The sequence below is a fragment of the Serratia sp. NCCP-200 genome, from assembly GCF_059697885.1.
The window spans coordinates 1-12489 of sequence record NZ_BAAKUJ010000003.1; the positions used below are offsets into that span (position 1 = coordinate 1).

Genomic DNA, 12489 nt, shown 5'->3' on the forward strand with positions numbered 1-12489 from the left:
AGGTTCTAGCCGGGAAGCCAGTAACGGTGCGGGCGGTAGCGTGCCAAAAAGTACGATGACGTCGGGATCGTTCCTATGACCCGATAGGGCTGGCGGGGGGCGAAACTCCTTACTCATATGTTCATAATCCGTTGGATTCTATGGATCCTTTGGGATTAGCGGCGGCTGATTATCCTTGGAATCAAAGTAGCATTAGTTTCGGTGAATGGTTTGACTCTGCTAGTGTTCAAGATGTAAAAGAGGCAATGGCTAATAAAGCCATAAAGACTGGTGTAACGGATGCGTTACGTAATGGTGGCGGGGCTCATGAGTGGTTCCCTGTTTCGATGGCTGAAAAAGCCAAGTCATTAGGGTTTACTTATAATGAACTTATTGAACTATCAACGCCACGTTCGAGTGTTTGGTTCCAAAATGTGCCAGACCCTAGAAATATAGGTGCTTATTTAGAAGGGCCACATTCTACGGGAGCTAAATTGCCACTTGGCCAATCAGGTCGTGCAAGCTCTATCGCACATACAATTCTCTCTGAGAGGTTAAGTCAAGTCACATCAAAATCTGAAGCAATAAAAACAATCAAGTCATTTGCAAATCAATATGTGAAAAATGGTGCGGAATTTGTTAGGGCATTCAAATGTGGAAAGGGATGATTTATGGAAAACAATAGAAAAAGTTATCCAGTAAGTATATGGATTGGTATAGCTGATGAAAATTTTGATGAATATATAGATCAAGATAGCTATGGTGAGGCATGTGATTTTTGCAAAGACATCGGACAAACATATGATGTGGATACATTCTCTGTATACGTTTCAGAGGGTGTGGTGGACTTAATGGATTTGATTGTTGAGATACCATTTAGTGAGTCATATGAGGATGCCTTAATTGCTAAATGTAATGAAATAGGATTAGTGAAGGTTAACTCTTATATATCGATATTAAATGAGGAATTTGATTTCCCTGATGATAAAAAAGATTTTTCAGGGTTAAAATTTATAGGTACCTTCCAATACTATTTGCCAGATGCATGGTCTAAGGGGGGTATCATTTAGGTTTTATTTATGGAAGCTCCGTATTGGAGCTTCTCTATCACCGTTGCCTTTTATTTCATCAGTATTGCTGGCTCAACTCGAATCATCACCTTACCAGGCATCACGCTGGTCGACAGCGGTTGTCCGGTAAGGCCACTCCCAGCTAAATCCAACTCGTAGCTCCGAATATCTAGTGTTACGCTGATATCGATTGTGTCCCTGCTTCCCAATTAGTCTGTATTTACATTACTATTTTATTTGCAATAATTTTGTGCAGATAAAATCATCAAAATAGGGCGGTAGCATACGGACTACGATGCAAAGCCTTTGGTTAAATGTAGGTACGATCAACCAGTGGGTTGATACCTGACGCCAGACCCGATAGGGCTGGCGGGGGGCTGAACCCTTATAGTTACGTGCATAACCCGCTGGGATGGATCGATCCGCTGGGTTGAGTACATGTAATGCACCGAATGGTTATAGAGCCGGTGATGTAGATCCCCATGGTAATTTATCTCCAGGAGTAAATCGTGCTTCGGGACATGCGAATAGCAAAACTGATGGTTTTGTCCAAGGTCACCACCCTATTCAGGATGCATGGACCAAGAAAAAAATAGTGTATTTCACCGAGACTCTGCACCAGCAACATTATTGAAATCAGCATCTGGTAGCCCTCACGCTAAAATTAGTGCGGCTCAATGAGTTTGACGTGCTTTACCTGGTGGTTAGGATACAACGTTGAAGCAGGAGTTCAATACTAGTTATAGCGAAATGTTAAAAGCTGGAGTTCCGGTAAAACAAGCAATACGAGCCCTTAATGATGCCTATAAATATTTTGATGGACTCAGGGAAAGTAACAAATTCAATCCGTTCTTTGATATTTAATGCATTGTCATTTTAATAATAAAGGTGGTTGTATATGGATAAAGATAAAATTTTAGAAGAGTTAGAACGCATCGAGTTGAGTCAAGGTGTTAAATTACCAAATGCGTATAAGAAATTTTTATCTGAGGAAGTTCAAGATAAAGAAGTCTATGAGATAGAAAATAAGCAAGGAGGCTCTGTTTATATATTTAATTATCTAGATGTCATTGAGAGAAATGAAATGTATACAATACAAGAGGTTGGGGCGGACTATTTTTTAATAGGACAAGATGGTGATCTTGGATATTTTATTTGCTCAAAAGATAATAGTGATAAAATTTATAGTTTAGATCTTGGTGCTCTTGGTAGTCTAGATATGGATGAGGAAGCAAAAGATCTATATGATTTACGAGCATGATTTTTATATAGATATATCTATAGTTGGGCCGGGATGATCTCCCCTAGATCTTCCCGGCTATTTTTATCTGTTACTACGCCAATATATTACCCTGCTGTACCTGAATCACCAACTGGCCGGGTATCACGCTGATCACCAGTGGTTGCCCGGTCAGACCGCACTGCGTCAGCCAGTCCCCCGCCAGATACAGTTCACCGTTATCCCGTATCCAGTCCACGCCAATATATGGGGGAGCGTCCACGTCCAATAATAACCGCTCAATCTCTCCCTCATTAGAGATCAAAGTTATTAACAATCCATCCTGATACGGTTCTATTTTAAATGCAGCACCCTCCAAAAACCCCGCCTTGATAATATCCTCACCATCGATAATCAGCTCAGGAATAAATCCGCCAGTGGTTGCCTGTAGAATATGCGTCCCGTTCATACATTCCCCTCCGCTTGAATAATCAATCTTCCCTGTTCAATATTTACTGTGACCTGCTGACCAGTTAAAAATCCCAGTTCCTCCAGCCAATAGCCCTTGATAAGTAGCTGTGGCGCGGGCTTCTTGATGCCCCGGTTGGGCGTATAGCCTACGGTGTAGTGGCGTGTTGTTTTGGGGGCTTTATTTGCGGGGATACCTGACTTAGAATCGTGCTTAGCCATAATCAACTCCTGCTTAGTTGCTTGTGGTGAGCGGCGATAGTGGGCTGCAACCCGTTATCGCCGCGTTACTTATCAGTTAGTTACGCGCCTGTGCAATCATGGCACTTAACATCTCTGAAATTATCTGCTGTTTTTCCTGCGGCAAATTAGCAATCGCTTCTATCTGCTGCTGCCACTTGGGAGTCGGGACCCTCTCGTGGAGGGAAGACTCCGCCGTTGCTCCAAACAATTCCTCTAGTGAAACCGAAAAAATGTTTGCTACGGCAGGGAGTGAAGACACCTTGATGCGACGGCGGCCAGCCTCCCATGCTTGCACTGTCTGTTGAGAAACGCCCAACTGCTCAGCCAATTCGGTCTGAGTAATGGTGCGTTCTTTGCGCAGTCTGGTAATGCGTTTTCCCAACGCAATGAAAAAATCACGTTCTTCGCTACTGATCGCCATAGTCGTCTTGGTTCCTGAATGTCACAAGACAACCATAACATACCGAACATTTTACTACGATATGATGTAAATACTACAATATGTGGTTTTATTGGGTCCAGTTGTTTTCATATGTAAATTGAGGTTCTTTGAAGCAAAAATAATGCGATGCATTTCGCAGATTGAGATAAGAGCGCTAATACGCCTTGAAAAGAGATATTGATAGCAGAACACAAGCAGGCTACCGGAACGTCCTAGGGCTAGCCAGCTAAACGCGCCAGCCCGGCACACAATTAATCTCCCCCCTCAATGAGAAGACAGCTCATACTTCTTTATCTTGCGATACAGCGTCGCGATACCAATCCCCAGCTTCTCTGCCACCACCTTCTTGTTCGCATGTTGGCTCAGTGCCTCCTCAATCATCAGTTTCTCCATACTCTCCAGCCCCGCCATATCGTGGTTTTCGCAACTCTCTGTGGCTTTATATGTAGATACGCTGGCGCGAGCCTCCAGATGTTGCCCACGGGTCAGATTGGGCGGCAGCAGATAGGTATCGATGATCTCACCGCTCGGCACCACGTTAACCAGATACTCCATCAAATTACTCAGTTCGCGCACGTTGCCTGGCCAGCGGTGTCGGCGCAGTAGCTCGAGTACCTCTGCCGAGATGCCGGGGTAGATAATGCCGATCCGCTTGGTGTGCAAACTGAGGAAGTAGTGCACCAGCAGTTCGATATCGCCTTCGCGCTCACGCAGCGGTGGCAGGGTGATGGGGATAACGTTCAGGCGGTAATAGAGGTCTTCACGGAACTTGCCTTCGGCAATGTACTGTTCCAGGTTCTGGTTGGTCGCGGAGATAATGCGGATATCGACCGGGATCGGCTTGCTGGAGCCGATCGGCAACACCTCACGGGATTCCACCGTGCGCAGCAACTTGGCCTGCAACATTAGCGGCATATCACCGATCTCATCCAGGAATAACGTCCCCTGATTGGCCGCCTGGATCAGCCCCACCTTGCCATTGGCCGAAGCGCCGGTAAATGCCCCCTTCAGGTAACCAAACAGTTCACTCTCCAACAGCTGATCCGGAATGGCGGCGCAGTTAATGGCGATAAAGGGTTTATCGCTGCGGTTGCTCAGCCGGTGGATCGCCCGCGCCACCACCTCTTTGCCGGTGCCGCTTTCGCCAACCACCAATACGCTGGAGGGGCTGGGGGCAATACGGGTGATTAAGCTCTTCAGCAGACGCATCGGTTTGCTTTCCCCTGCCAACTGCTCAATGCGCGGGTCTTGCAGGGTCAGCGTTTCGTTAAATGAGGAATGGGATTGATGGAAGGCCATTAAAAATAATTGATGATCCTGAACCTGATGCAACTGGCCAATCATAATCTCCTGGTTATCGTCGAAGGAGAGAATATGTTGCAGATGTCCACTGGTGTAATTTTGCTGGAAGGTGAGGGCGCGAATAGTAAAGGTTTTGCCGATAATATTTTCCTGCGGCATATTGAGCTGTTTTAAGGCCATCATATTGGCGAACTTCACCTGGCTCTTTTCATTGAGTATTAACACCCCCTGATCCATATTTTCAATCAGGCTGAAAAGCACTTTATTTAAACCACCGCTGCCGCCTTGCGTCTCCAATAAGTTGGAAACGAAAACGTTGGAAATATTGCGCACATAGCCCGAGAACTCTTGCAGGTTATCCCGCAACCTTTGCTGCTGTTCGAGGGTGAAGGCCACCAGGCTGATCACGCCGATGCAGGCATCCTGAAACAGGATAGGAATGCCGAGAAAGGCCTTTTCCTGGCACTCATCTTTGCTGGTGCAGCCTTCGCACACCGGGTCGTAACGGGAGTGGGTGACTATTTTTTCGTTTTTGGTATCAAGCACATATTTCAACAACCAGGAGTTGCTGCCGAGCTTGATGCCAAATTGTTTGCCATACGGGCCAGTGCCTGCCACGCGTACCAGGTTGGCATCGACAATCTCTACCTCCAGCAGCAACACGCTGGAGAGCATCTTGGTAAAGCGCAAAATTGTCGGTTGGATCTGCATAAGAGCCGACTGGGCAGTGGCCGGTGCTATCATCACGCGTCTCCCGTTATCGTCATTGAAAAAGAAACGATAATACACTACGGCCAGATATAATTTGATAGTCATCAAGCTAATCCCACAGAGAATAGAGATTCTGCTGTTAGCATCACATTTTATTATCAAAATGATACTGCGCGCTAATTGCTATCATTTTGGTTTGCGAGAAAGGCTGATAATTATAAATGGCAGATTTACGCTGCAGGGAATTATCCCTTGCCAGCAACACCCTGACTGTAAAATTCACTTTAACTGCCCCGAAAGCCCCATTTTATGTGATCGCCATCATAATACTCCGCAGTTTTATGTTACGCAGCTTAACTTTCCCCTTGTTGGCACGCTTATTGATTGTCCTGTAGCCAGACGCTGAAAAAGCGTATTGGTTATTCCAAGGTTAGGCACTTGTTTTAACGGATCACCACCACACTCTCTATTTAGGGGCAAAGATGAGAACAGTTAACCAGTTAATTAAGGAAATAAGCGCGTTAAAGTCCAATTTACATCAAAAGGACTTTTTACTGACGTGGGAACAGAGCCGTGACGAGCTGGAACTGGTGCTCAAGCTGGCGGAATCGCTGAAAACCATGCGCTCAGAAAACATTGCCACCAAGATTTTCAACAGTGGCTTAGGCATCTCCATCTTCCGTGATAACTCCACGCGTACCCGTTTTTCTTATGCCTCGGCGCTCAACCTGCTGGGGTTGGCGCAGCAAGATCTGGATGAAGGGAAATCGCAGATCGCCCACGGGGAAACGGTGCGTGAAACAGCCAATATGATCTCCTTCTGCGCGGACGCCATCGGTATCCGTGACGACATGTATCTGGGGGCAGGCAACGCCTACATGCGTGAGGTGGGGGCTGCGTTGGATGAAGGATTTGAGAAGGGCGTGCTGCCACAGCGCCCGGCACTGGTCAACTTGCAGTGCGATATCGATCACCCCACCCAGGCCATGGCGGATCTGGCCTGGTTGCAGGAGCACTTCGGCAGCCTGGAAAACCTGAAAGGCAAGAAGATCGCCATGACCTGGGCCTATTCACCCAGCTATGGCAAGCCGCTGTCGGTGCCGCAGGGCATCATTGGCCTGATGACCCGCTTTGGCATGAAGGTGACGCTGGCTCATCCGGAAGGTTACGACCTGATCCCGGACGTGATCGAAGTAGCGAAGAACAACGCCGCTGCTTCCGGTGGTAGCTTCCAACAGGTGACCTCGATGGCCGAAGCCTTCCAGGGCGCGGACATCGTTTATCCGAAATCCTGGGCGCCGTACAAGGTCATGGAGCAGCGTACAGATCTGTTGCGTGCCAACGATCACGCGGGCCTCAAGGCGCTGGAGCAACAGTGCCTGGCGCAAAACGCCTACTACAAAAACTGGCACTGCACCGAAGAGATGATGAAGCTGACCAAAGGCGGCGAAGCGCTCTATATGCACTGTCTGCCAGCGGACATCACCGACGTCTCCTGCAGTGAAGGGGAAGTCTGTGCCAGCGTATTCGAGAAGTACCGTATTGCCACCTATAAGGAAGCCAGCTGGAAGCCTTATATCATCGCGGCGATGATCATGGCGCGCAAATTCTCCAACCCGGGTCTGGTGTTGGATCAATTACTGAAAGAAGCAGAAAAACGCATTAAATAAATTTACCTGGTCAGGGATACCGGGCGGTGTCCCTGCGCGGTGAAAGTTAATGCGACCAGAAGAGGTAGCGGTTATGTCGGTTTTTTCATTGAAAGTGGCGATAGAGGATAACCGTTATTTTAACGGCGAAACCTCCCCTCTGTTCTCTAAGGCGCAAGCGCAGAAAGCGCGCGAGTTTCATAAAAAGATCGTGGGTTATCAGCCAACGCCTTTATGCGCGTTGGACGATCTCGCGCAGCTGTTTGGCGTGCGGAAAATCCTGGTCAAAGACGAATCCAAACGCTTTGGTTTAAACGCCTTCAAGATGCTCGGTGGTGCTTACGCCATTGCCCAGCTGCTGTGTGAAAAGTACCAGATTGATATCAATGCGTTTTCTTTCGAAAAGTTTAAAGCCACGGCGACCGAGAAGATGACCTTCGCCACCACCACCGACGGCAACCATGGCAGGGGGGTTGCCTGGGCGGCGCAACAGCTAGGCCAGCATGCGGTGGTGTATATGCCTAAAGGCTCGGCGCAGGAGAGGGTAGATCACATTCTCAACCTGGGTGCCGAGTGCATCGTCACCGATATGAACTACGACGATACCGTGCGCCTGACCATGAAAACGGCCCAGGAACGCGGCTGGCAAGTGGTACAGGACACCGCCTGGGAAGGCTACACCAAGATCCCAACCTGGATCATGCAGGGTTACGCCACGCTGGCAGACGAAGCGGCCGAACAGATGCGGCAGATGCAGATCGAGCGGCCAACCCATGTGCTGTTACAGGCCGGTGTCGGCGCGATGGCCGCAGGCGTGCTGGGTTATCTGGTAGACGTGTTTGGCGCGGATAAGCTGCATTCGGTGATTGTCGAACCCGAGCTGGCCGACTGCGTTTATCGCTCCGGGGTAAAAGGGGAAATCGTCAACGTGGGCGGCGATATGGCCACCATCATGGCCGGTCTGGCCTGTGGTGAACCTAACCCCTTGGGCTGGCCGTTGCTGCGTAACTGCGCCACGCAATTTATTTCCTGCCAGGACAGCGTGGCGGCGTTAGGGATGCGGGTGTTGGGTAATCCGTTGGGTAACGATCCGCGCATTATCTCCGGCGAGTCTGGTGCCGTCGGGTTGGGCGTGTTGGCTGCGGTACATCACAGCCCGCAACGTGCGCAGCTGATGCAAAAACTCGGTCTGGATAGCCAGTCGGTAGTGCTGTTAATCAGCTCCGAAGGCGATACCGACGTGAAGCACTATCGCGAAGTGGTGTGGGAAGGGAAGCTTCCGGTTTAACCACCGCCGTCAGATTACTCAACCTCTCGCAGCAGCGAGGGGTAATAAAAAATTGGAGAAAGAACACAATGGCAAAGCAAATTCCTTTCGAATTGGTGTTAGAGAAAGCCTACCAATACAAAGATGAGATGACGCGCTTCCTGCGGGACATGATCGCCATCCCTAGCGAAAGCTGTGACGAAAAGCTGGTGGTGCTGTGTATCAAGAAAGAGATGGAGAAGGTCGGATTCGACAAGGTTGAGATTGACCCGATGGGCAACATCCTGGGCTATATCGGCCACGGTCCACACCTGATCGCGATGGATGCGCATATCGATACCGTCGGCATCGGCAACATCAAGAACTGGACCTTTGACCCTTACCAGGGCATGGAAAACGGCGAGATCATCGGTGGCCGTGGCGCATCGGATCAGGAAGGCGGCATGGCTTCCATGGTTTACGCGGGCAAAATCATCAAGGATCTGGGGCTGGAAGATCAGTATACGTTGCTGGTGACCGGCACCGTGCAGGAAGAAGACTGCGATGGCCTGTGCTGGCAGTACATTATTGAGCAATCCAACATCCGCCCAGAGTTTGTGATCAGCACCGAACCGACCGACTGTCAGATCTACCGCGGCCAGCGTGGTCGTATGGAAATCCGCGTGGATGTGCAAGGCATCAGCTGCCACGGCTCGGCACCGGAGCGTGGTGACAACGCCATTTTCAAAATGGGCCCAATCCTCAACGAATTGCAACAGCTGTCCGGCAACTTGGGCAATGACGATTTCCTGGGCAAAGGCACACTCACCGTTTCAGAGATTTTCTTTACCTCACCTAGCCGCTGCGCGGTAGCAGACAGCTGTGCGGTATCCATCGACCGCCGCCTCACCTGGGGCGAAACCTGGGAGGGGGCGTTAGACGAGATCCGGGCGTTGCCAGCGGTACAGGCCGCCAAGGCAGTCGTGTCGATGTATGACTATAGCCGTCCGTCCTACACCGGTCTGGTGTACCCAACCGAATGCTACTTCCCAACCTGGAAGGTCGAAGAAGATCACATCACGGTGAAAACCCTGAGCAAAGCCTATCAGGGCCTGTTCAAGAAACAGCCGGTGGTGGATAAGTGGACCTTCTCAACCAACGGGGTTTCCATCATGGGGCGCCACGGTATTCCGGTGATCGGTTTTGGCCCGGGCAAAGAGCCTGAAGCCCACGCGCCGAACGAGAAAACCTGGAAAGACCATCTGGTGACCTGCGCGGCTATGTATGCTGCGGTGCCTTTGGCTTATCTGGAAGAGTTGCAGAAATAAGCGTCCCCTCACCCCAACCCTCTCCCACAGGGAGAGGGAGCTGTCCGGAGCGTGTGGTTGGTCCGTACTGCTTCGGAAAGTGGGGGCTAGAGGAAAGGTATTACACATAGAAATCAGCGAACTCGATCGGTCCCCACAGGGAGAGGGAGCTGTCCGGAGCGTGCGGCTGGCCCGTACTGCTTCGGAAAGTGGGGTGCAAGAAGAAAGGTATTACACATAGAAATCAGCGGTCCCTACATGGAGAGGGAGCTGGCACGGTGATGTTGTCGGATCCAGGAGTTAATCTGTAACTATTTGATTTAAAGCGGAGTGCTGTAACAAGTAGTGGCTCGATCGGTTCCCTCTCCCTGTGGGAGAGGGTTAGGGTGAGGGGCCTATCCAGCATCCAACAAGCATCACACAGCAATATACCCGGCACCCTCCGCCGGATTTTTTTATGGAGTGCCAGCAATGAAGCAGTTGATTAAGAACGGCATTCTGGTTGATAGCGACGGGCAGTATCCTCAGGATTTGTTGATTGAAAACGGGGTGATCTGCCAGCGCGACACGGCGATCGAAGCCGATAGCCATTGTGAAGTTATCGATGCTTCCGGCTGTTATGTCATGCCCGGCGGCATTGATGTCCATACCCATTTCAATATCGATGTCGGCATCGCCCGCAGCTGCGACGATTTTTTCAGTGGCACCCGCGCGGCGGCCTGCGGCGGTACCACCACCATTATCGATCATATGGGATTTGGTCCGGCGGGCTGCAATCTACATCATCAGCTCAACGTCTACCACCAGTATGCGGCCGGCAATGCGGCGATCGATTACGGCTTTCACGGCGTGATCCAGCATATTGACGACGGCATTCTCGAAGAGATGGCCAGCATGGTGCATGACGAAGGGATCAGCAGCTTTAAGCTGTATCTGACCTATCTCTACAAGATCAATGATACCGACGTGCTGCGAGCCTTGGGGCAGTTGCGGCAGGTTGGGGCATTGACTACCGTCCACCCAGAAAACGATGCCGCGATTGCTCTGCGCCGTGCTGCTCTGGTGGCCGCCGGTAAAACAGCGCCGATCCATCACGCATTAAGCCGCCCGTTGGAATGTGAGGCTGAAGCAATTGGCCGGATGATCAATCTGGCCCATCTGGCAGACAACGCGCCGCTGTACATCGTCCATTTATCCAATGGGCTGGGGCTGGATTATTTACGTCTGGCACGCCAACAGCGCCAACCGGTGTGGGTAGAAACCTGCCCGCAGTATCTGCTGCTCAACGAACAATGTTACCTGCGTGAAGATGGGGCGAAATACATCCTCAGCCCGCCGCTGCGAGACCAACGGGAGTTGGACCGTCTATGGGTAGGCATTGCCGACGGTTCGATCGATACCGTCGCTACCGATCACTGCACATTCCCTTACCACCAACGGCAGGCAATGGCGGCAGGGGACTTTACCCGCTGCCCGAACGGCCTGCCTGGGGTCGAGAATCGCATGATGCTGCTGTTTTCTCACGGGGTGATGAGCGGGCGGATTTCCCCTTCACGCTTTGTGGCGCTCACCAGCAGCAACCCGGCGCGGTTGTTCGGCCTGTGGCCGCGTAAAGGCAATCTTAACCCCGGTGCAGATGCCGACGTGGTGATCTTTGATCCGCGCCAATCCACGGCTATCAGCCATGCTCGGCTTCATGACAAGGCGGATTATTCCCCTTATGAAGGTTTTCAGTGCCAGGGTGTGCCGGTGCTGACGATGTGCCGGGGCGAGGTCGTGGCGCGTAATGGCGAATTTACCGGGCGGCAAGGGTACGGGCAGTTCTTGCGTCGTCGGCCTTTCAATGCCCAGATCGCGGCAAAAATGGGGTAACACCTCACTAAACAACAAGGATCAACATGAACAAGAAAATAGTGCTGGCATTGGGCGGTAACGCATTGGGTGAGGGCCTGGCGGAACAGATGCAGGCGGTCAAAACCACCGCGCGGGCGATTGTCGATTTAATCGAGCACGGCCACCAGGTGGTGGTGACCCACGGCAATGGCCCGCAGGTGGGCATGATCAACCTGGCGTTTGAGGCGGCGGCAAAAAGTGAAGCCCATACGCCGATGCTGCCGATGTCGGTGTGCGTCGCGTTGAGCCAGGGATATATAGGTTACGACCTGCAAAACGCTCTGCGTGAAGAGTTGCTCGATCGCAATATCGACAAACCGGTAGCTACGCTGATCACTCAGGTGATCGTCAACGGCAGCGATCCGGCGTTTCTCAATCCCACCAAGCCGATTGGCTCGTTCTTTACCAAGGCCGAAGCCAGCCAACTGATCAAGAACGGTTACAACATGGTAGAGGATGCGGGCCGTGGATACCGCCGGGTCGTTGCCTCGCCCAAGCCGATCGACATCGTCGAGAAAGAAACGGTACGGGCCATGATGGAGGCCGGGCAGGTGGTGATCACCGTGGGGGGCGGGGGTATTCCGGTGATCCGCGAAGGTAACCATCTGCGGGGAGCCAGCGCGGTGATCGACAAAGACTGGGCCAGTGCCAAACTGGCAGAGATGATCGATGCCGATATGCTGATCATCCTCACTGCGGTAGAAAAGGTGGCGATCAACTTTGGCAAACCGAATGAGCAATGGCTGGAGCAGTTGAGCATTGCCGATGCCCAGCGCTTTATCGAAGAAGGGCACTTTGCCAAAGGCTCAATGCTGCCGAAGGTAGAAGCGGCGGTGGCGTTTGCCGAATCCAAGCCAGGGCGTCAGGCGTTGATCACGGTATTGAGCAAGGCTCAGCAGGGCATTGAAGGCAAAACCGGCACGGTGATTAGCCATTAATCACAGACGCCAGGCTCACTTA

Annotated in this window: 13 protein-coding genes and 1 pseudogene; 10 read left to right on the plus strand and 4 right to left on the minus strand. The window is 51.1% G+C overall.

Annotation, left to right across the window (positions count from 1 at the left end; translation table 11 throughout):
- Positions 1-140 precede the first annotated feature (140 nt).
- The 5 genes and pseudogenes from AC6HVW_RS10085 to AC6HVW_RS10105 all read left to right on the plus strand — a co-directional run bounded on the left by AC6HVW_RS10085 (position 141) and on the right by AC6HVW_RS10105 (position 2310).
- Positions 141-647, plus strand: a complete 507-nt coding sequence (locus AC6HVW_RS10085; protein ID WP_175415619.1) for a hypothetical protein — start codon at positions 141-143, stop codon at positions 645-647.
- A gap of 3 nt (positions 648-650) precedes the next feature.
- The gene (locus tag AC6HVW_RS10090) at positions 651-1049 is read left to right on the plus strand and encodes an immunity 22 family protein (RefSeq protein WP_497569378.1); all 399 of its coding nucleotides are present in this window, start codon (positions 651-653) and stop codon (positions 1047-1049) included.
- 342 nt (positions 1050-1391) lie between these two features.
- Positions 1392-1480 (plus strand): annotated as a pseudogene (locus AC6HVW_RS10095) (RHS repeat-associated core domain-containing protein); the annotation flags it as partial.
- Positions 1481-1799: 319 nt separating this feature from the next.
- Entirely contained in the window at positions 1800-1913 is a 114-nt protein-coding gene (locus tag AC6HVW_RS10100; RefSeq protein WP_245209425.1) for a hypothetical protein, read from the plus strand.
- A 34-nt stretch (positions 1914-1947) separates the two neighbouring features.
- The gene (locus AC6HVW_RS10105; RefSeq protein ID WP_071680591.1) at positions 1948-2310 is read left to right on the plus strand and encodes an SMI1/KNR4 family protein; all 363 of its coding nucleotides are present in this window, start codon (positions 1948-1950) and stop codon (positions 2308-2310) included.
- Positions 2311-2383: 73 nt separating this feature from the next.
- On the opposite strand, the gene AC6HVW_RS10110 is transcribed toward AC6HVW_RS10105, so the two are convergent.
- From AC6HVW_RS10110 to AC6HVW_RS10125, 4 genes are all read right to left on the minus strand, one after another.
- Positions 2384-2737 carry a SymE family type I addiction module toxin gene (locus AC6HVW_RS10110; RefSeq protein ID WP_071680590.1) on the minus strand — a complete coding sequence of 118 codons (354 nt, stop codon included), beginning with the start codon at positions 2735-2737 and terminating at the stop codon, positions 2384-2386.
- Positions 2734-2958, minus strand: a complete 225-nt coding sequence (locus AC6HVW_RS10115) for a SymE family type I addiction module toxin (protein ID WP_071680589.1) — start codon at positions 2956-2958, stop codon at positions 2734-2736. Before AC6HVW_RS10115 ends, AC6HVW_RS10110 begins: the two co-directional genes overlap by 4 nt.
- 76 nt (positions 2959-3034) lie before the next feature.
- On the minus strand, positions 3035-3400 hold the full coding sequence (locus tag AC6HVW_RS10120) for a helix-turn-helix domain-containing protein (RefSeq protein WP_071680588.1): 366 nt from the start codon (positions 3398-3400) through the stop codon (positions 3035-3037).
- A 285-nt stretch (positions 3401-3685) separates the two neighbouring features.
- A complete protein-coding gene (locus tag AC6HVW_RS10125; RefSeq protein ID WP_175415655.1) occupies positions 3686-5464 on the minus strand; it encodes a sigma-54 interaction domain-containing protein in 1779 nt (592 codons plus the stop codon).
- A gap of 452 nt (positions 5465-5916) precedes the next feature.
- Here AC6HVW_RS10125 and ygeW point away from each other — a divergent pair, with 452 nt between their 5' ends.
- From ygeW to arcC, 5 genes are all read left to right on the plus strand, one after another.
- A complete protein-coding gene (ygeW, locus tag AC6HVW_RS10130; protein ID WP_021804807.1) occupies positions 5917-7104 on the plus strand; it encodes a knotted carbamoyltransferase YgeW in 1188 nt (395 codons plus the stop codon).
- Between the two features lie 73 nt (positions 7105-7177).
- Positions 7178-8371: a diaminopropionate ammonia-lyase gene (dpaL, locus tag AC6HVW_RS10135; RefSeq protein WP_071680587.1), complete on the plus strand. Its 1194-nt coding sequence runs from the start codon at positions 7178-7180 to the stop codon at positions 8369-8371.
- A 68-nt stretch (positions 8372-8439) separates the two neighbouring features.
- Positions 8440-9657 (plus strand): YgeY family selenium metabolism-linked hydrolase, encoded by a 1218-nt coding sequence (locus AC6HVW_RS10140; protein WP_071680586.1) that lies wholly within the window; start codon positions 8440-8442, stop codon positions 9655-9657.
- A gap of 450 nt (positions 9658-10107) precedes the next feature.
- Positions 10108-11508, plus strand: coding sequence for a dihydropyrimidinase (gene hydA, locus AC6HVW_RS10145; RefSeq protein ID WP_071680585.1), 1401 nt, complete (start codon positions 10108-10110; stop codon positions 11506-11508).
- A gap of 26 nt (positions 11509-11534) precedes the next feature.
- Positions 11535-12467 carry a carbamate kinase gene (gene arcC / locus AC6HVW_RS10150; RefSeq protein ID WP_071680584.1) on the plus strand — a complete coding sequence of 311 codons (933 nt, stop codon included), beginning with the start codon at positions 11535-11537 and terminating at the stop codon, positions 12465-12467.
- Positions 12468-12489: the final 22 nt, after the last annotated feature.